We start from the raw sequence: 18,123 nt of genomic DNA on the forward strand, positions 1-18,123 counted from the left end.
AGGCGGAAGCCGCTCAGGCGTCCCGGCTGAGCGCGATCTCCTCGGTCAGCGAGGTCAGCTTGGCCGGGTTGCGCACCACCAGGATCTGCTTGATCCGCCCGTCCTCGACCTCCAGGCTGATCGCGGTGACCTCGCCGCGGGCGTCGATCCGGGCGCCGAGCGCGCCGTTGATCCACACCGGCTCGACGACCCCGTCGGGCGCGAAGGTCGCGAAGTTCGCCAGCAGCCGAGCGACCGGCTCGGAGCCGTGCAGCGGCTTGCGGATCGCCTGGGCCACGCCGCCGTGGTCGGCGAGCAGCACCACGTCGGGCGCCAGCGAGTCGAGCAGCGCCTGGAGGTCGCCGCCCCGGACGGCGGCCAGGAAGCTCTCGACCACGGCCTGCTGCTCGCCGCGGTCGACCTCGACCCGGGGGCGGCGGGCCGCGACGTGGTTGCGGGCGCGGGTGGCGATCTGGCGCACCGCGGCCGAGCTCTTGCCGACCGCGGCCGCGATCTCGTCGTACGGCAGCTCGAAGACCTCGCGCAGCACGAACACCGCCCGCTCGGTCGGTCCCAGGGTCTCCAGCACGGTGAGCATCGCCATCGACACGCTGTCGGCGAGCTCGACGTCCTCGGCCACGTCGGGCGCGGTGAGCAGCGGCTCGGGGAGCCACTCGCCGACGTAGTCCTCGCGGCGACGGGTCAGGGTGCGCAGCCGGTTGAGGGCCTGGCGGGTGACGATCCGGACCAGGTAGGCACGGGGGTCGTGCACCTGGGCCTGGTCCACCTCGGCCCACCGCAGCCAGGTCTCCTGGACGACGTCCTCGGCGTCGGCCGCGGAGCCGAGCATCTCGTAGGCGACGGTGAAGAGCAGGTTGCGGTGGGCGACGAAGGGATCGCTCATGCCGGCGAGCCTACGGCGGGACGCTCCGCCAGCGGCTTGAGGCCGCAGGCGGCGGAGAAGCCCTCGGACTCGATGCCGAGCGCGATGTTGGACCGGGTCGTCATGTTCGCGAAGCCGATGACGCTGGTCAGCTCGACGACGCCGGCCGGTCCGAGCGCGGCGAGCAGCGGCTCGACCATCTCGTCGGTGACCGTCGGCGGGGTCTGGCTGGCCGCCTCGGCGTACTCCATCACCTGGCGCTCGAGCGGCGAGAACACGGCGGAGGCCCGCCAGTTCGGGACCTCGCGCGCCATGTCGAGGTCGAGGCCCTTGTCGCGGGCCATGAAGTAGTTGAAGTCGAGGCACCACGAGCAGCCGATCATCGAGGCGACGGCCATGTGGGCGTAGGTCTTGAGCGTCTCGTCGACAACGTCCCACTTCTGCAGCTTCTGGCCGTAGGACATGCTCGCCTTGAGCGCGGGCTGGTGGTGCCACAGGACGCCGAGCGACTCCGGCACGGAGCCGAACATCTTGGTGGCGAACTTCTTCACCAGGGCTCCGTAGAGACCGGTGATCGGGGCGGCGGGGATGCGGGTTCCTGACGTGGTCATGCCATCAAGACACCGCCCGCGCCCCGGGTGTGACAGGGGGCCGGCGACGACCGCGTTCGCGGTCGCCTCCGGCCCCCGCCGTGCGGCCGGTCAGTCCCGCGCGAGCAGGTCCTCCATGGTCGCGATCTCCGCGGCCTGGCTCTCCGCGATGGACCTCGCGAGGGCGACGGCGTCGGCGAACCGGCCGTCGGCCTGCTCGGTCCTCGCCATCTCGATCGCGCCCTCGTGGTGCTCGATCATCATCGTCATCCAGAGGTCCGGGAAGTCGGCGTCCGTGGCGGCCTCGAGCTCCTTCATCTGCTCGTCGGACATCATCCCGGGCATCTTCTCGCCGCCCGCGTCGCCCATGTCCTCCATGTCGTGACCCGCGTTGGCGTGGTCCATCGAGGTGGCGGGGACGTCCTTGTCCCAGTCGGTCAGCCAGGTGGTCATCGTCTCGACCTCGGGGGTCTGCGCGGCCTGGACCTGGTCGACCAGGGCCCGGACCTCCGCGGGCAGCGGCCGGTCCTGGGCGAGCAGTGCCATCCGCAGCGCCTCGGCGTGGTGCGGGATCATCGCGGTCGCGAAGTCGACGTCGGCGGCATTGAAGACGTCGCCGTTGCGGGCGGTCTCGACCGCCGCGGGCTTCGCGTCCTCGCCGTCGTCGCCGCAGGCGGCGAGGGTCAGGGCAAGGGTGATCGCGCCGGTGGCGGAGGCCAGCCGGCGCAGGGTGGTGCGGTGCATCTCGTTCTCCTGTGTTCTGTTCGGTCGTGGCTGCGGGGCGGGAGGCCCTCAGCAGCGCTGGACCGACAGCCGGTGGAGATCGGGTGGCTCGCGGAAGCGCGCGGCCCGGGCGACCAGGGCCCGCCAGCGCGGGGGTGCGCCTCGCGGCACCACCAGCGCCCGGCGTACGCCGAGCAGGCCGGCGGCCAGGCCCGCCGCCAGCACGAGCAGGGCCAGGCACAGCTCGGCCAGGTCGTGGCCGGTGGAGCCGCCGTGGGCGGGCGACGGGGCGTCGTGGGCGGCGGCGTGGTCGGCGGCGGTGACCGCGGGGAGCGGCGCCGACGCGACGCCGTGGTCGGCCATGCCGTGCATGGCGAACAGGCCCGCCAGCGCGGCGAGCGTGACGAGCAGGCGGCGCAGCAGGTCAGGTCGCATAGCCCAGACCGAGCTCGCCCATCGCGGTCTCGAGCCGGTCCAGCGCGATCGGACCGACCCCGTGGAGCGCGGCCAGGTCGGCCCGGGTCCAGCCGCTGACCGCCTCGAGGGTGTGGACGTCGACGGCACGCAGCGCGCGGGTGGCCGGGGCGCCGATGGTGCGGGGCAGGGGCGTGCCGGTGCGGCGCGGCGCCCGCTCCCGGGGGCCGTCCTCGTGGTCGAGGACCGCCTCGCCGCGCGGCGAGAGCCGGTAGCCGATCGCCAGCGACTCGGTCAGCCCGCGCTCCTTGAGCTTGCGCACGTCCTTCTTGAAGTCGAGCGTCTCGCGGCCCAGCTCGGCGGCCAGGTCGGGCGCGCGCACCTCCGGGTTGCGGTCGATGATCCGCAGCGTGGTGCGCGTCCACGGCCCGATCGCGGACGCCGCGTCGAGCCGGTCGAGGCCAGCGAGGATCGTGACGATCTCGCCCGGTCCGGGCACGGTCTCGCGCAGCGTCTCGCGCGGGTCGGTGCCGCCGTAGCGCAGCCCGACGCGGAACACCGGCCGGTCCGCCCGCGCGGCCAGCGCCTCCTTGAGCGCGCCCAGTGACGCGGCGCCGGCCCGGCGGGCGTCCTCGGCCCGCAGCCGCGACAGGGCGACCTCCTCGACGCTGGTCACCTCGACCACCCCGACCGCCGTACGCAGTCGGCTGCCGACCTTGACCCGGGGCCGGTCCCAGCGGCGGAACGCGAGGTCGACGGTGCCGGCGCGCACGCCCTCCAGCTCGGCCGGTCGCATCATCACGACAGTCGAGCCTAGTCGCTAGGGCGTGCGGAGCACGACGAGCCGGTCGCCGGGCAGCTGCGCCTCGCGGAGCGCGTCGGCGGCGCGGTCCAGCATCGCGCCGGGGTCGTCGAGGCCGGCGCGCGCGATCGTGCCGCCGATCCGGGCGGTGACGAAGTGGGGGCGCAGCGCGATGGCGACCGGCGGGCTCAGCTCGACGAGCAGCCGGCGCGCGAGCGTGGTGAAGCCGTCCTCGCCGACCTCGCCGGGGAACACCAGGGCGAAGGTCCGGGGACCGTACCGGCCGACCGAGTCGATCCCGCGCACCGTGGCGCTGAGCCGGTCGGCGACCTCCTTGACCACCGTCAGCACGTCCGCGTCGGGAGCGGGGGAGCCGTCGGCGGTCTCGATCGACGCCAGGTCGACCAGGACGAGCGCGACCTCGTGCCCGGTGCGCTCGGCGCCGCGCAGGGCCATGGTGAGCCGGTCGACGAGCAGGCCGCGTCCGGGCAGCCCGGTCTCGACGTCGTACAGACCCGTGTCGGTGACGGTCATGGCACGCATCCCTCGGCTCCCTGGTGCGCCGCAGCGGCGCACGCCCAGCTCCGACGGTAGGCGAGTGCTGGTCGCCGGGCGGAATCGTGGCGGCGTGGCGGGGGAGGTTGACCGATGACGCCGTTCGGTGATTACATCGCCACATGGCGATGAATCAGCTCGACGGCAGGATGCCCCAGGCCCCCACCGAGGTGGACGCGCTCGCCGACGTCGCGGGCCTGCTGCACGCGCTCAGCGACCCCAACCGGCTGGCGATCCTCGAGCACCTCACCCTCGGCGAGCACCGCGTCGTCGACCTCACCGCCCACCTCGGGCTCGCCCAGTCGACGGTGTCCAAGCACCTCGCCTGCCTGCGCGACTGCGGCCTGGTGGTCTCGCGCCCGAGCGGCCGAGCCTCGCTGATCTCGCTCGCCCAGCCCGAGCTGACCCGCGAGGTGGTGCGTGCCGCCGAGCGCCTGGTCGCCGTCACCGGCGGCCCCTGCGGGAGGGACTGACCATGGGTGTCGGACACGGACACGGACACGGTGGCGACACCGGTCACGCGGGCGCACGGCACCGCTGGCGGCTGGCCGTCTCCTTCGGGCTGATCGCCGCCTTCTTCGTCGTCGAGCTCGTCGTCGGCCTGGTGAGCGGCTCGCTCGCGCTGATCTCCGACGCGGGCCACATGGCCGCCGACGTCGTCACCCTCGGCGCGGCGCTGGTGGCGACCAAGATCGCCACCCGCGCCGACAGCACCGGCCGGCGTACCTACGGGTCGTACCGGGCCGAGGTGTTCGCCTCGGGCCTGGCGGTGCTGATGATGCTCGGCGTCGCGGTCTACGTCGTGGTCGAGGCGATCGGCCGGATCGGCGCGGAGCCCGAGGTCGCGACCGGTCCGATGCTGGTCGTCGGCTTCCTCGGCCTGGTCGTCAACCTGGTCGCGATGGCCCTGCTGCGCGGCGGGTCGCAGGAGTCGCTCAACGTCAAGGGCGCCTACGTCGAGGTGGTCGCCGACACCGCCGGCAGCGTCGGCGTGATGGTCGCCGGCGGCCTGATCCTCGCCACCGGCGATGCCGTCTGGGACACCGTCGTGGCCTTCCTGATCGGCGGCTTCGTGGCCTTCCGCGCGGTGCTGCTCGGGCGCGAGGTGCTCGCGGTCCTCGGCCAGCACGTCCCCGCCGGCGTCGACATCGACACCGTCGCCGGTGCGCTCGGCGGCATCGACGGCGTCTGCGACGTCCACGACCTGCACGCCTGGACCCTCACCTCCGGGATGCACGTCGCCACCGCCCACCTGGTGCTGGTCGCGGGTGCCGACGGCGCCGGCGTACTCCGGCAGGGGCAGGTGCTGCTGCGCGAGCGCTTCGAGATCGAGCACGCCACGCTGCAGATCGAGGGGCACCGCTCGGCTGCCTGCGACGCGGTCACCTGGTGAGCGGGTCGACCGTCGTACCGGACGATCTGGTCGTGAACTCGGCGATCCGGCGACCATTTCGTCCGGTACGACGCGGGGACCCTAGGCGTGGGCCAGGGAGAGCTTGACCGCGAACCCGAGGAAGATCGCGCCGATGGCCGAGGTGCCGGCGGCGGAGAGGCCGCGGCGCCGGCGGAAGGCGGCGGCGAGCCGGGTGCCGCCGAAGATCAGCGCGCTGAGGTAGGCCACGCTGGCGATCTGGGCGAGGGTGCCGAGCACGAGGAACGACAGCGCGGGGTGGGCGTAGTCGGGATCGACGAACTGCACGAAGAAGGCGACGAAGAACAAGATCGCCTTCGGGTTGAGCAGGCTGATCACGAGCGCGCGGCGGTAGGGGCGCTCGCCGGGCACCGGGGGCGGCGCTCCCTCCTCGACCGCCCGCACCGCCCGGCGCCGCGCGCGCCACATCACGAGCGCGCCGCGCAGCATCGTGTAGGCGAGGTAGCCGAGGTAGCCCGCGCCGACGTACTTCACGATCGAGAACGCCACGTGGTTGGCCTGCAGCAGCGAGGCCACGCCGGCGGCCGACAGCGCCATCAGCACGGAGTCGCCGGTCCACACCCCCGCCGCCGCGGCGTACGCCGGTCGCACGCCCCGCCGGGCCGCCACGGAGAGGACGTAGAGCGAGTTCGGTCCGGGCAGCAGGATGATGATCACCAGGCCGACGAGGTACGTCGACAGGTCCGTGATGCCCAGCACGGGCCGCATCCTCCCACGTCGCGCGATGAGTGCGCCCGTCCTCTCCGGTCAGCACCGACATGGGCATCGTGACCGCGGACATCAGCATCACCCTCGACGGCTTCGGGGCGGCGAGCGACCAGTCGCGCGAGCATCCGTTCGGCTCGCTCGACGAGAGCCGGCTGCACCGCTGGATGTTCGAGCACGGCGCCGACAACGCCGCCGAGGTCGCCGCGATCGTCGACGCCGGGGCGTTCGTGATGGGCCGCCACATGTTCACCCCGGGCCGGGGGGCGTGGGACCTCGACTGGCGGGGCTGGTGGGGCGAGGACCCGCCGTACCACGCACCGGTGTTCGTGCTCACCCACCACGAGCGGCCGGCGCTGGAGATGGCGGGTGGGACCACCTTCCACTTCGTGACCGACGGCCTCGACGCGGCGCTCACCCGGGCCCGCGCGGCCGCCGGCGAGCGCAATGTCGCGATCGCCGGCGGTGCCTCGACGATCAACGCCTGCCTCGCGGCCGGCGAGCTGGACGAGCTGCGCCTCCACGTGGTGCCGTACGTCGCCGGGCTGGCCACCGGGTCCCGGATGTTCGCCGGGGTCGGCCCGCTCGGGCTGGAGCCGGTGGCGACCCGGGCCACGCCCCACGTCACGCACCTGACCTACCGACGCAGCCGGGACGCGCCGTAGGACGTCAGTCGAGCGCCACCACCGCGAGCGGCAGGTCGCCGACCCGCTGCGCGTCGGGCAGCTCGTCGAAGGAGAGCCCGTCGAGCAGGTCGCCGCACAGGTGCCGCCCGGAGTTGCTCGACAGGATCCGGCCGAAGCCGTTGACCACGGCGATCCGGGCGTCGGCGGCGCGCAGTGCGGGAAGCAGGGCCTCCTCGGCGCTCCGGACCGCGACGTCGGCGCCGCCGACCCCGCGGAACCCGCCGTCGACGACCACCGGCACGGTGAAGGTGAGGGTGTACTCCTCGGTGCACAGGTAGTCGACATAGGGTCCGGTCACGTGACGGCGCCCGGTCTCCCGGGGCACCACGAACCAGGGCAGGTGCTCGTAGTCGTAGAACCCGATCGCCTGCGGCTCGGAGTGGGTGACCAGGCGCTGGGGGCGGCCGTCGCTGTCGCGGGCGAACCACTCCAGCCACCACTCGGCGTCGTCGAGGACGCCGGGGGCGGCGACGAATCCGGCGCCCTGGACCGGTCGGTGGTCGTCGGCCAGCACGGGGACGACGAGCGGCTCCACCGCGCCGAGGTCGGCACGACGGGGGGCGGGTCGCCCGGCGAGGGCCCGCTCGACGGTGGCCGCGATCGACGCCGCGACCCCGAAGGCGTCCTCGGCGAGCTCGGTGATCGCCGCGAGCACCGGCGCGGTGACGGCGGGGGAGAGGCGGGTGTGCGCGGCGCTCATGCGTGGACCTCGCTCAGCTGGTAGTCGATGAGGCGGGCGGTGGAGTCGGCCACCCGCTGCTCGGCCGCCTCGCGGGCGGCGTGGGGGTCGCGCGCGGCGATCGCGGCGACGACGGCCCGGCAGCTGCGGACCATCTGGGCGTGGCTGTCGTCGTCGCCGAAGGCGAGCCAGAGCAGGGTCCCGAACTCGGCCTGGAGGCTGACCTCCTCGTGGTAGAGCCGGGGTGACTGGGCGGCGGCGGCCACCTCGATGTGGAACTGCGCGTCGGCGCGGCGCCGGGCGTCGGGCTTGTCGGCGTGCTCGAGGGCGTCGGCCACGCGCTGCAGCCGGTCGACGTCGTCGGGGCTGGAGCGGCGGGCGGCGAGGGCGGCGCTGGCCCCGCAGATGGCGGCGTACACGTCGCCGAGGTCGCGCAGCTCGCCGAGGCTGAACCCGTCGAGACGGCGCCGGGCGAGATGGCTGATCCCGTCCTCGGGGGTGCGTACGAAGCTGCCGCCGCCGCGGCCGCGCCGGGTCTCGATCAGTCCCTCGGAGCGCAGCACGGACAGCGCCTCGCGCACGGTGACGGTCGAGACGCCGAAGATCCCGGCGAGGTCGAGCTCTCCGGGGAGCTGCTCGGCGTCGGGGAGCAGGCCGAGCGCGATCGCGTCGGTGAGGCGGCGGACGACGAGCTCGGAGCGGCTCAGCGACTCGAGCGGCGAGAACACCGCCGCGGATGCGCGTCCGTAGAACGGCACGGCCACCGTCTCGCCTCCAGTCCCTCGTCCCCGATGTTCGTGGTCATCCTGCCCGAGGGCCCCAGGATGCCTCTTGTGCTTTGAACTCTGAAGTCATATGTTATCGCCAATCCGTACGTGACGAAAGGCACATCCGATGTCTCTCTCGACCAGTGCTCCCCCCGGCGAGACCGCCGTCGACCGCACCCCCGCGATCTCCCTCCGCGGGCTGCGCAAGACCTTCGGCGACGTGGTCGCGGTCGACGACGTCGACCTCGACATCGCCGACGGTGAGTTCTTCTCGATGCTCGGACCGTCCGGCTCCGGCAAGACCACGGTGCTCCGGCTGATCGCCGGGTTCGAGCAGGCCACGGCCGGGACCGTCGAGCTCGGCGGCGTCGACGTCACCCGCTCCGCGCCCTTCGAGCGCGACGTGCACACCGTCTTCCAGGACTACGCCCTGTTCCCCCACATGAGCGTCCTCGACAACGTCGCCTACGGGCTGCGGGTGCGCGGGATGGCGAAGAAGGAGCGTCGCGAGCGCGCCCAGCAGGCGCTCGCCACGGTGCGCCTGGACCACCTCGGCGCCCGGCGTCCCGCCCAGCTCTCCGGCGGCCAGCGCCAGCGGGTCGCGCTCGCCCGCGCGATCGTGCTGCAGCCCCGGGTGCTGCTCCTCGACGAGCCGCTCGGCGCGCTCGACCTCAAGCTGCGCGAGCAGATGCAGGTCGAGCTCAAGCAGCTCCAGCGCGAGCTCGGCATCACCTTCGTGTTCGTCACCCACGACCAGGAGGAGGCGCTCACCCTCAGCGACCGGATCGCGGTCTTCGACGCGGGCCGGATCCAGCAGCTCGGCACCCCGCGCGAGATCTACGAGAACCCGGCGTCGGCGTACGTCGCCGGCTTCGTCGGCACCACCAACCTGTTCGACGCCGAGACGTCCCACCGGGTGCTCGGCGTCGCCGGCGAGCACGCCGTGCGGCCCGAGCGGCTGCGGCTCTCGCCGGGCACCGACACCGAGCCCGCCCGCGACGGCGAGGTCCGGCTGGACGCGGTCGTCGTCGAGACGATCTACCTCGGCACCGGCAACCGCGTGCACCTGCGCACCTCCGACGGCGTCGAGCTGGTCGCGCTCGAGCAGTCGACCGGCTCCCTCGACACCCGTGAGCACCGTGGCGACGACGTCACGGTGCGCTTCGCGCGGGCCGACGTCGTCCCCCTCAGCTCCTGAATGCTCCCTCCATCCCCAACGAGAAAGCGGAGAACCCGATGAAGAACACCATCCGGAGAGGCCGAGTGGCCGCGGCCTGCCTGACCCTGCTCTCGGTCTCCGTGCTGAGCGCCTGCGGCAGCGGTGACGACGACAAGAAGACCGAGGCCGTCGAGAAGCTCGGCAAGACCGAGGGCAAGGTCTCGATCCTCGCCTGGCCCGGCTACGTCGAGGACGGCAGCAACGATCCCGAGGTCGACTGGGTCACCCCGTTCGAGAAGGAGACCGGCTGCGAGGTGACCAGCAAGGTCTACGGCACCTCCGACGAGGCGCTCAACCTCGCCAAGTCCGGGGAGTACGACGTCATCGCGGCCTCCGGCGACCTGTCGCTGCGCCTGATCGCGTCCGACGAGGCCCAGGAGATCAACACCGACCTGGTGCCCAACTACGCGAACGTCTACGACTTCCTCAAGGACACCGAGTGGAACTCGGTGGACGGCAAGAACTACGGCGTCCCGCACGGCTACGGCGCCAACCTGCTGATGTTCAACAAGTCCAACTTCGCCGAGCCGCCGACCTCGTGGTCCGCGGTCTTCGACAAGGCCGAGCTGGAGAGGAACAAGGGCAAGGTGACGGCGTACGACTCGCCGATCTACATCGCCGACGCCGCGCTGTACCTGATGAAGCACCAGCCCGAGCTGAAGATCGAGAACCCCTACGCGCTGGACCAGACCCAGCTCGACGCCGCGGTGGCCCTGCTCAAGGAGCAGCGCCAGTACGTCGGCGAGTACTGGTCGGACTACCTCAAGGAGGTCCAGGCCTTCGAGACCGGCGACTCGGTCGTCGGCACCACCTGGCAGGTGATCAAGAACAGCATCGAGAACAAGGACGTCGACGTCACCCTGCCCACCGAGGGCGCGACGGCGTGGAATGACACCTGGATGCTGTCGTCGCAGGCCAAGAGCCCGAACTGCGCCTACAAGTGGATGGACTACATCCTCTCGCCCGAGGCGAACGCGCAGGCGACCGAGTACTTCGGCGAGGCGCCCAACAGCCCCGAGGCCTGCGCCAAGACGACCGACCCCAACCACTGCGACACCTTCCACGCCGGTGACGAGGAGTACGCCCAGCAGCTGTGGTTCTGGCGGACGCCGATCGAGAAGTGCCTCGACGGCCGCACCGACGTGCAGTGCACCAACTACGCCCAGTGGACCGAGGCGTGGACGGAGATCAAGGGCTGACCATGGCCGCCACGTCCACCGAACAGCCGGCCCCGGCCCCCGCCCTGCGGGGGCCGGCGGCCCGGCCGGGCTCGCGCCTCCTGCACCGCTGGGTGTGGCTGCGGCTCTCGCTCCTGCTCTCCGGTCCGCTGGCCTGGATGCTGCTGGTCTACGTCGTCGCCCTCGCGGCGCTGCTGATCACGTCGCTGTGGTCGGTGGACAGCCTCAGCAGCCAGATCGACCACGCCTGGACCCTCGACAACTTCCGCACCCTCCTCGAGAACGAGGTCTACCGGAAGGTCGCCTTCCGCACCGTCGCCGTCGCGCTCACGGTGACCGTCGTCGACGTGGCGATCGCGCTGCCGATCGCGTTCTACATGGCGAAGGTGGCCTCGCCCCGCGCCCGCCGGATGCTGGTGGTCGCGGTGCTCACCCCGCTGTGGGCCAGCTACCTGGTGAAGGTGTTCGCCTGGCGGGTGGTCCTCTCCGAGGGCGGCCTGGCCGACTGGACCCACCTCGGCTCGCCCGGCTACGGGCTGACCGCGGTGATCCTCACCCAGTCCTACATCTGGCTGCCCTATGTCATCCTGCCGATCTTCGCCGCGCTGGAGCGGGTCCCCGACTCGCTGCTCGAGGCGGCCGGCGACCTCGGCGCGCCGACCGGGATGGTGCTGCGCTCGATCGTGCTGCCGCTGCTCGTGCCCGGCATCGTCGCCGGCGCGATCTTCAGCTTCTCGCTCACCATGGGCGACTACATCACCGTCAACATCGTCGGCGGGGCCAACCAGATGCTCGGCAACCTGATCTTCATCAACGCCGGCGCGGCCAACAACCTGCCGCTCGCGGCGGCGATCGCGATGATCCCGATCGTGGTGATGCTGGTGCTGCTGACCGCGATCCGTCGTACCGGCGCCCTGGAGAACCTCTGATGACCCTGAGCCCGCACGCCCGCAAGCTGCTCGCCGTCCTCACCTTCGGCGTCCTGGCGCTGATCTACCTGCCGCTGCTGGTCGTCGTCGCCAACTCGGTCAACCCCAGCCAGGCGATGACCTGGCCGCCCGACGGCGTCACCTTCGAGTGGTGGCGCCGGGCCGCGCACAGCAGCGGCGCCCGGGAGGCGCTGGTGACCAGCCTGCAGGTGGCCGCGATCGCGACCCTGCTCGCGCTGCTGCTCGGCACCCTGCTCGCCCTCGCCCTGCAGCGCTACTCGTTCTTCGGCAAGAACTCGGTCAACCTGCTGGTCATCCTGCCGATCGCGCTGCCGGGCGTGGTCACGGGCATCGCGCTCAACAACGGCTTCCGGGGGATCCTCGGCGTCGACCTGTCGCTGTGGACCATCGTGGTGGCGCACGCGACCTTCTGCATCGTCACCGTCTTCAACAACGTCCAGGCCCGGTTGCGGCGGATGGGGACCAGCCTCGAGGAGGCCTCCGCGGACCTCGGGGCCGGCGTCCTCACCACCTTCCGGCTGGTCACCCTGCCGCAGCTCCGCTCGGCGCTTCTGGCCGGTGGCATGCTTGCCTTCGCACTGAGCTTCGACGAGATCATCGTGACCACGTTCACGGCCGGCAACGGCGCGACCACCCTGCCCATCTGGATCCTCAACAACATGTTCCGCCCCAACCAGGCGCCGGTGGTCAACGTCGTCGCCGTCGTCCTGATCGTCTTCTCGATCCTCCCCGTCTGGCTCGCGCAGCGGCTGTCCTCCGACGTCGAGGCCGTCCGCTGACACCCTGACCATCCCGTCCCGCTGCAATGAAGGAGCACCACCCCATGACCGTCGAGTACGCCGTCCGCAATCCCGCGACCGGGGAGCTGGTCGAGACCTTCCCGACCGCCACCGACGCCGACATCGCTGCCGCGATCGACGCGGCCTCCGCGGCGTACGCCTCCTGGGGCCGCACCTCCGGGGTCGCCGAGCGCGCGGCCCTGATCCGCCGGGTGGCCGAGCTGCACCGCGAGCGCAGCGCCGAGCTGGCCGCCGCGATGGTCGAGGAGATGGGCAAGCCGCTGGAGGACGCCGAGGGCGAGGTCGACTTCTCCGCCGCGATCTACGAGTTCTACGCCGACAACGCCGAGCGCTTCCTCGCCGACGAGCCGATCGAGCTCGGCGAGGGCGAGGGCACCGCCGTGATCAGGCGGATGCCGGTCGGCGTCCTGCTCGGGATCATGCCGTGGAACTTCCCCGTCTACCAGATCGCCCGCTTCGCCGGCCCGAACCTGATCATCGGCAACACCATCCTGCTCAAGCACGCGCCGCAGTGCCCGCGCTCGGCGGCGCTGCAGGAGCAGATCTTCAAGGACGCCGGCTTCCCCGAGGGCGCCTACGTCAACATCTACGCCACCAACGAGCAGGTCGCCGACATCATCGCCGACCCGAGGGTCCAGGGCGTCTCCCTCACCGGCTCCGAGCGCGCCGGCGCCGCCGTGGCCGAGATCGCCGGGCGCAACCTGAAGAAGGTCGTCCTCGAGCTCGGCGGCTCGGACCCGTTCATCGTGCTCTCCTCCGACGACCTCGACGCGACCGTCGACGCCGCCGTCTTCGCCCGGATGGACAACGCCGGCCAGGTCTGCAACGGCGGCAAGCGGTTCATCGTCGTCGACGACCTGTACGACGACTTCGTCGCCAAGTTCACCGAGAAGCTGCTCGCGGCCTCGGGCGGCTCCCCGCTGTCGTCGGTCACCGCTGCCGAGAACCTCGCGAAGCAGGTCGACCAGGCCGTCGCCGGCGGTGCGAGCCTGACCAGCGCGGGCGAGCGCGACGGGGCGTTCTACCCCAGCGGCGTGCTGTCGGGGATCACGACCGACAACCCGGCGTACCACCAGGAGCTGTTCGGCCCGGTGGCGATGGTGTTCCGCGCCTCCGACGAGGACGAGGCGGTCCGGATCGCCAATGACACGCCCTACGGCCTCGGCTCGTACGTCTACTCCACCGACGCCGCCCAGGCGCAGCGGGTCGCCGACCAGATCGACGCCGGCATGGTGTTCGTCAACGGCGTCGGCCTCGACGCGGCCGAGCTGCCCTTCGGCGGCATCAAGCGGTCCGGCTTCGGCCGTGAGCTGAGCCGCTACGGCATGGAGGAGTTCGTCAACAAGAAGCTGATCCGCACCGCCGGCTGATCGGGGGTTCAGGCTCCGCCACGCATCTGACGGATGGGCTCCGGATCGGGCCGGTAGACAGCCCATTCGTCAGATGCGTCGGCGCTCAGCCCTCCTGCGGCGGGCACAGGCAGAACGGGTGGCCGTCGGGATCGAGCATCACCCGCCACGAGCCGCCGACCTCGGCCGCCGGCTGGGTCTCGGCGACGCTCGCCCCCAGGGAGCGGGCGTGCTCGGTCGCGGCCTCGAGGTCGGGCACCCGGAAGTCGAGGTGGAACTGCTGCGGGTGGGCCTGCCCCGGCCACTGCGGACGGGCGTAGTCCGCGACGGTCTGGAAGTTGAGGGTGGCGCCCAGCACGGCGGCCGACGCGTACCCGTACTCCGGGTAGTCGCCGGTCACCTCGCCCCCGGTCAGGTCGGCGTAGAAGCGGGCCAGCGCCGCGGCGTCGGCCGAGTCGATGGTGAACGCGATGAGCTCGGTGACGGGAGAGGTCATGGGTCCACGATGCCTGGCCGCTCCGACAGTGTCTTGAAAGAATCCGACACATGCGCTGGACGCCCGACGGACCGCTCGACGTGGCCGAGCCCGCCCACCTGCGCGACGTCCGCGGCTACAGCCCGTCGCTGCGGCGCTATGCGCCCCCGCCGTCGCTCGCCGACGTGGTCCGCCGGTTCTGGGTGCCGGTCTGGTCGCTGCCGCCGGGGGAGAGCTCGGTGCAGCGGGTGCTTCAGTACCCGGTCTGCCAGGTGGTCGTCGGCCCGGACGGCGGCCAGCTGGTCGGCCCGCACGCCGGACTCGGCACCGAGGAGCTGCGCGGCGCCGGCTGGGTCGTGGGCGCGATGATGCAGCCGGCCGCGGGGCTGGCCCTGGCCGGCGGACCGGTCGCGGACCTGACCGACCGGCGCCGCCCGCTCTCCACGGTCGCGGGCATCGACGCGGCGGCCCTGGTCGCCGCGGTGCGCGCCGCGCTCGGGAGCGATCCCGCCGAGATCGCCCGCCAGCGGGAGGCGTGCGCGCTGGTGGCCGAGGCGCTCGACGTACTGGTCCCGGTCGACGACGAGGGCCGGCTGGTCAACGCGATCGTGGAGTACGTCGAGGGCGAGCGCGAGGTGCGGCGCGTGTCGCAGGTGTGCGAGAAGTTCGGTCTCGGCGAGCGCGCCCTGCAGCGGCTGACCCGGCGCCGGATCGGGCTCACCCCGAAGTGGCTGGTGCAGCGCCGCCGGCTGCACGACGCGGCCGACCTGCTCCGGGCCGGCACGCCGGTCGACCTGGCCCGGGTGGCCGCCGACCTGGGGTACGCCGACCAGGCCCACTTCACCCGCGACTTCCGCTCGGTCACCGGGGTCACCCCGGGCGAGTTCAGCGCGGAGCCGGCGGGCTAGCAGTGGCCGGCGGGCTCGAGCCGCAGCTCGAGGAGCGGCAGCACCCGGCCCGGGATCGAGCCGGACGGCGTCGCGCCGACCCGGACCGCGCCCTGCGCCAGGTAGAACGCCTCGGCGTTCGGGTCGGCGTCGATGGTCAGCCGGGTGAACCCGGCGGCCCGGGCCTCCGCGACCAGGTGGCGGGCCAGGGCGCCCCCGATGCCGCGGCCGATCGCGTCCGGGTCGACGAACATCATCCCGAGCACCCCCACCGGCGGCTCGCCCTCGAGGGTGCGGAAGCCGGCGATCCGGCCGTCGGGAAGCTCCGCGACGACCGTACGACGGGCGCCGAGCTCGTCCTCGCGCACCGTCAGCTCGTCGCGACAGGACTCGAGGAAGGCGGCGTCGTAGCCCCAGTGGCCCTTCGAGCGCAGCGCGAGCTCGGTCAGCGCGGCGGCCTCGCCGGGAGCGGCGGGGCGCAGGCGGGGCGGGTCCGGGTGCCGCGGTGGCGGGTTCACGCGAGCTCCTGGACGTAGCAGAGCATCCGGTAGTCGGCGCCGGGCTCGATGTTCGTGAACCCGTGCCGCTCGTAGAACCGCCGGGTGTCGACGTCGACCTCGTCGACGTTGATGTGCATCTCGATCGCGCCGCGGTCGCGGACCTCGCTGAGCGCGCGGGTGATCAGCGCGGTGCCGACGCCCTGGTCGCGCAGGCTCGGCAGGACGTACAGCTCCTCGAGCTGGGCGAGCGGGCCGTCGCCGTACGGCGTGGGGCGCAGGGTGAGGTAGCCGAACCCGGTGGGGGCGGCGGTCGCCGGGTCCTCGGCCAGGACGACGAGCACGTCGGTGCGCGCCAGCAGCGCGGTGAACCGGTCGCCGAGGTCGGCGGCGCTCGGCGTGGGCGCCTCGAACTCGGTGTTGAAGTCGAAGAGCAGGCCGCCGACGACGAAGGCGTCGGCGGGGGTGGCGAGTCGGACGGTCATGGGAGCCATGCCCCGATCATCGCGCGCGCGGCCGCGGTCAGCCGCTCGGCGCTGAACCGCTCGGGCTCGGCGAGCGCGAGCTGGCCGAAGTGCTCGAGCAGCGCGAGCACCGCGTGGGCGAGCACCTCGGCGTCCGCACCCGGGAGGACCGCCGTGACCATCAGCGCGATCGTCGCCTGGACCCGGGAGCGATCGCCCTCGATCCGCTCCCGGACGAGATCGGGCACGTTCGCCGGCGACTGCAGGATCGCGCGCCAGGTGACGGGATCGGCCAGCACCATCGCGTGCAGGGCCGGCACCGCGCGCTCGACGATGTCGACCGGCGGACTGGTCAGCGCGGTGAGGGGGAGCGCCGCGTAGAGCTGGGTGAGCGCCCGCTGCTGCTGGCGGTCGAGCAGCGCGGTCAGCAGCGGGCCCAGGCCGTCGTAGGCGCCGTACACCACCGGGCGGGTCACCCCGGCCTCCCGCGCGATCGCGTCGATCGAGACGCCGTCGTACCCGTCGCGGTCGATGATCGTGAGCGCGGCGTCGAGGAGCTGCTCGCGGCGCTCGGCCATCGGCACCCGGGCGGCGTACGGGCGACGCTTGCGGGCCGGATCGGACATGGGAGCCACTCTAGGGTTCCATTTACTACAGTTGTGTAGCATTCTGGGCACATGGCGATCCTCAAGTGCACCCGCGAGCTCACGCCGGCCGAGGACTACGGCTTCTTCGGGCCCGGGTCGGTGACCTGGAAGGTCTGGTCGTACCCGACCTCGTTGACCATCGGCTTCAGCCGGGCGGTCGTCGTCGAGGAGCTGGACCCCAACCTGGTGGCGTCCGTGGACCACACCCAGGACATCTATCGGCGGCCGAAGACCCGCTACGACCGCACCATCCACTACTTCGCCCTGGTCGCCTTCGGTGACAGCCGCACGACCGCCCACGCCGCCGACGTACTGGTCAAGGTGCACAGCAAGGCGATCGGCACCGAGCCCTACGGCGGCGGTCGCTACGACGCCAACGACCCCGACTCGCAGCTGTGGATCCTGGTCACCGGGTGGCACTCGGTGCTCAAGGCGTACGAGATGTACGGTCCCGGCCGGCTGTCGGAGGCCGAGGAGGCGCAGTACTGGGCGGAGTGCGCCCGGGCAGCGGAGCTGCAGACCTGCTCGCCCGACGACGTGCCGCGCTCGCGCGCCGAGCTGCACGCCTACTACGAGCGGATGCGGCCGGTCATGTCCGGCTCGCCGATCGCCCGGCGCGCGATGGCGCACCTGATGGACGTCGGGCAGCTGGTCGAGGTGCCCTGGCCGCTCCGCCCGGCGCAGTGGCTCGTCGCGCTCTTCTTCCGGGCGGGGGTGATCGCGACCCTGCCGCACTGGATGCGGGAGCTGGGCGGCGTGACCCAGCCGCGGGTCATGGACGTCGTCGCGCGACCCGTGCTGCGCGCCACCTTCGCCGCGCTGTCGGTGAGCAGGCGGCTGCAGCTGCGGATCCTGGCGCTGCTGTCCCCCAGCACGGTCCCGGTGGTCGCGCCGGTCCTGCTCGGCGTGCCGCCGGTGACCCCGGAGCTGCTGACGCCGACGCAGGCCCAGGCCCGCTACGGGTACGACCGGCCCGCCGAGGCGCACCTCGCCTGGCGCGCTCAGCAGCACGCCAAGGTCTTCGGTCGCGGCGAGGCGCCCAGCGACGCCGGCCTGGTCGAGTCGGAGGCCGTGTTGGGGCGCCTCGGCTGAGCCGGGACTGCCAAAGTGAGCCCCTACGCGTCGTACCGAAGGAGAACCCGTGGGCCTGAACCCCGTCGCTGACGTCCTCAAGCGCGCCGACAAGGTGCTGAAGAGCGCGGAGACCGCGCTCGGCAATGTCGACACCACGCTGGGCACCGTCGGCACCACGCTCGCCGACGTCGACGGCAAGCTGACCACCGTCGACACCACCCTGGCCGAGACCCGGGTGGTGCTGGGCGAGGTGCAGGGCCTGCTCGGCGACCTGAACGACAAGCTCGTCCTGCTCGACGAGGTCCCCGAGCTCACGACCAAGCTGGACGCCGTCCTGGCCGCGCTGCAGAAGGGCTGAGCCGCCGCTT

General features: G+C 72.5%; 24 protein-coding genes. 11 read left to right on the forward strand and 13 right to left on the reverse strand.

All coding sequences use genetic code 11. From position 1 onward, the window contains the following. Positions 1–13 precede the first annotated feature (13 nt). The 6 genes from JOD66_RS13460 to JOD66_RS13485 form a co-directional block, all read right to left on the reverse strand. Entirely contained in the window at positions 14–883 is an 870-nt protein-coding gene (locus JOD66_RS13460; protein WP_204837364.1) for an RNA polymerase sigma-70 factor, read from the reverse strand. After that, positions 880–1,473 carry a carboxymuconolactone decarboxylase family protein gene (locus JOD66_RS13465; RefSeq protein ID WP_204837365.1) on the reverse strand — a complete coding sequence of 198 codons (594 nt, stop codon included), beginning with the start codon at positions 1,471–1,473 and terminating at the stop codon, positions 880–882. Before JOD66_RS13465 ends, JOD66_RS13460 begins: the two co-directional genes overlap by 4 nt. Before the next feature lie 90 nt (positions 1,474–1,563). After that, positions 1,564–2,196, reverse strand: coding sequence for a DUF305 domain-containing protein (locus tag JOD66_RS13470; RefSeq protein ID WP_204837366.1), 633 nt, complete (start codon positions 2,194–2,196; stop codon positions 1,564–1,566). 48 nt (positions 2,197–2,244) lie between these two features. Further along, complete coding sequence (locus tag JOD66_RS13475) at positions 2,245–2,610, reverse strand: DUF6153 family protein (RefSeq protein ID WP_204837367.1); 366 nt, start codon at positions 2,608–2,610, stop codon at positions 2,245–2,247. Beyond that, positions 2,600–3,391 carry a helix-hairpin-helix domain-containing protein gene (locus JOD66_RS13480; protein ID WP_204837368.1) on the reverse strand — a complete coding sequence of 264 codons (792 nt, stop codon included), beginning with the start codon at positions 3,389–3,391 and terminating at the stop codon, positions 2,600–2,602. Before JOD66_RS13480 ends, JOD66_RS13475 begins: the two co-directional genes overlap by 11 nt. 18 nt (positions 3,392–3,409) lie before the next feature. Beyond that, positions 3,410–3,925 carry a GGDEF domain-containing protein gene (locus tag JOD66_RS13485; RefSeq protein WP_204837369.1) on the reverse strand — a complete coding sequence of 172 codons (516 nt, stop codon included), beginning with the start codon at positions 3,923–3,925 and terminating at the stop codon, positions 3,410–3,412. A 143-nt stretch (positions 3,926–4,068) separates the two neighbouring features. Between JOD66_RS13485 and JOD66_RS13490 the strand changes: the two genes are divergently transcribed. Next, positions 4,069–4,419: an ArsR/SmtB family transcription factor gene (locus JOD66_RS13490; RefSeq protein ID WP_204837370.1), complete on the forward strand. Its 351-nt coding sequence runs from the start codon at positions 4,069–4,071 to the stop codon at positions 4,417–4,419. A gap of 2 nt (positions 4,420–4,421) precedes the next feature. Beyond that, positions 4,422–5,339 carry a cation diffusion facilitator family transporter gene (locus JOD66_RS13495; protein WP_204837371.1) on the forward strand — a complete coding sequence of 306 codons (918 nt, stop codon included), beginning with the start codon at positions 4,422–4,424 and terminating at the stop codon, positions 5,337–5,339. 81 nt (positions 5,340–5,420) lie between these two features. Here the strand turns inward: JOD66_RS13495 and leuE are convergent, their stop codons facing one another. Then, entirely contained in the window at positions 5,421–6,077 is a 657-nt protein-coding gene (gene leuE, locus JOD66_RS13500; protein WP_204837372.1) for a leucine efflux protein LeuE, read from the reverse strand. Between the two features lie 59 nt (positions 6,078–6,136). On the opposite strand from leuE, the gene JOD66_RS13505 reads away from it, so the two are divergent. Continuing rightward, positions 6,137–6,748, forward strand: a complete 612-nt coding sequence (locus JOD66_RS13505) for a dihydrofolate reductase family protein (protein ID WP_204837373.1) — start codon at positions 6,137–6,139, stop codon at positions 6,746–6,748. Positions 6,749–6,752: 4 nt separating this feature from the next. On the opposite strand, the gene JOD66_RS13510 is transcribed toward JOD66_RS13505, so the two are convergent. Together JOD66_RS13510 and JOD66_RS13515 are read right to left on the reverse strand one after the other, a co-directional pair. Beyond that, positions 6,753–7,469, reverse strand: coding sequence for a cache domain-containing protein (locus JOD66_RS13510; RefSeq protein WP_204837374.1), 717 nt, complete (start codon positions 7,467–7,469; stop codon positions 6,753–6,755). Beyond that, positions 7,466–8,212, reverse strand: a complete 747-nt coding sequence (locus tag JOD66_RS13515) for a FadR/GntR family transcriptional regulator (protein ID WP_204837375.1) — start codon at positions 8,210–8,212, stop codon at positions 7,466–7,468. The genes JOD66_RS13510 and JOD66_RS13515 overlap by 4 nt, the downstream gene beginning before the upstream one ends. A gap of 130 nt (positions 8,213–8,342) precedes the next feature. On the opposite strand from JOD66_RS13515, the gene JOD66_RS13520 reads away from it, so the two are divergent. From JOD66_RS13520 to JOD66_RS13540, 5 genes are read left to right on the forward strand one after another with little or no spacing between them, the layout of a single operon-like run. Beyond that, positions 8,343–9,413 (forward strand): ABC transporter ATP-binding protein, encoded by a 1,071-nt coding sequence (locus JOD66_RS13520; protein WP_204837376.1) that lies wholly within the window; start codon positions 8,343–8,345, stop codon positions 9,411–9,413. 38 nt (positions 9,414–9,451) lie between these two features. Beyond that, the gene (locus tag JOD66_RS13525) at positions 9,452–10,633 is read left to right on the forward strand and encodes an extracellular solute-binding protein (protein ID WP_204837377.1); all 1,182 of its coding nucleotides are present in this window, start codon (positions 9,452–9,454) and stop codon (positions 10,631–10,633) included. Between the two features lie 2 nt (positions 10,634–10,635). After that, positions 10,636–11,541: an ABC transporter permease gene (locus JOD66_RS13530; RefSeq protein ID WP_204837378.1), complete on the forward strand. Its 906-nt coding sequence runs from the start codon at positions 10,636–10,638 to the stop codon at positions 11,539–11,541. After that, a complete protein-coding gene (locus JOD66_RS13535) occupies positions 11,541–12,341 on the forward strand; it encodes an ABC transporter permease (protein ID WP_204837379.1) in 801 nt (266 codons plus the stop codon). The genes JOD66_RS13530 and JOD66_RS13535 overlap by 1 nt, the downstream gene beginning before the upstream one ends. 44 nt (positions 12,342–12,385) lie before the next feature. Next, positions 12,386–13,732, forward strand: a complete 1,347-nt coding sequence (locus tag JOD66_RS13540) for an NAD-dependent succinate-semialdehyde dehydrogenase (protein ID WP_204837380.1) — start codon at positions 12,386–12,388, stop codon at positions 13,730–13,732. A gap of 85 nt (positions 13,733–13,817) precedes the next feature. On the opposite strand, the gene JOD66_RS13545 is transcribed toward JOD66_RS13540, so the two are convergent. Further along, the gene (locus JOD66_RS13545) at positions 13,818–14,207 is read right to left on the reverse strand and encodes a VOC family protein (protein ID WP_204837381.1); all 390 of its coding nucleotides are present in this window, start codon (positions 14,205–14,207) and stop codon (positions 13,818–13,820) included. 50 nt (positions 14,208–14,257) lie between these two features. Here JOD66_RS13545 and JOD66_RS13550 point away from each other — a divergent pair, with 50 nt between their 5' ends. Next, positions 14,258–15,094: an AraC family transcriptional regulator gene (locus JOD66_RS13550; protein WP_204837382.1), complete on the forward strand. Its 837-nt coding sequence runs from the start codon at positions 14,258–14,260 to the stop codon at positions 15,092–15,094. Here JOD66_RS13550 and JOD66_RS13555 read toward each other — a convergent pair. From JOD66_RS13555 to JOD66_RS13565, 3 genes are read right to left on the reverse strand one after another with little or no spacing between them, the layout of a single operon-like run. Next, positions 15,091–15,591 carry a GNAT family N-acetyltransferase gene (locus JOD66_RS13555; protein WP_307823502.1) on the reverse strand — a complete coding sequence of 167 codons (501 nt, stop codon included), beginning with the start codon at positions 15,589–15,591 and terminating at the stop codon, positions 15,091–15,093. The two genes, JOD66_RS13550 and JOD66_RS13555, sit on opposite strands and share 4 nt — an antisense overlap. Beyond that, on the reverse strand, positions 15,588–16,064 hold the full coding sequence (locus tag JOD66_RS13560; protein ID WP_372442566.1) for a GNAT family N-acetyltransferase: 477 nt from the start codon (positions 16,062–16,064) through the stop codon (positions 15,588–15,590). Before JOD66_RS13560 ends, JOD66_RS13555 begins: the two co-directional genes overlap by 4 nt. Continuing rightward, on the reverse strand, positions 16,052–16,660 hold the full coding sequence (locus tag JOD66_RS13565; RefSeq protein WP_204837383.1) for a TetR/AcrR family transcriptional regulator: 609 nt from the start codon (positions 16,658–16,660) through the stop codon (positions 16,052–16,054). Before JOD66_RS13565 ends, JOD66_RS13560 begins: the two co-directional genes overlap by 13 nt. 51 nt (positions 16,661–16,711) lie before the next feature. Between JOD66_RS13565 and JOD66_RS13570 the strand changes: the two genes are divergently transcribed. Together JOD66_RS13570 and JOD66_RS13575 are read left to right on the forward strand one after the other, a co-directional pair. After that, positions 16,712–17,773 (forward strand): oxygenase MpaB family protein, encoded by a 1,062-nt coding sequence (locus tag JOD66_RS13570; RefSeq protein ID WP_204837384.1) that lies wholly within the window; start codon positions 16,712–16,714, stop codon positions 17,771–17,773. Between the two features lie 49 nt (positions 17,774–17,822). Continuing rightward, positions 17,823–18,113 (forward strand): hypothetical protein, encoded by a 291-nt coding sequence (locus JOD66_RS13575; RefSeq protein ID WP_204837385.1) that lies wholly within the window; start codon positions 17,823–17,825, stop codon positions 18,111–18,113. The last annotated feature ends 10 nt before the right edge of the window (positions 18,114–18,123 follow it).

Origin of the sequence: Nocardioides nitrophenolicus (assembly GCF_016907515.1) — a bacterium.
Classification (GTDB): Bacteria; Actinomycetota; Actinomycetes; order Propionibacteriales; family Nocardioidaceae; genus Nocardioides; species Nocardioides nitrophenolicus.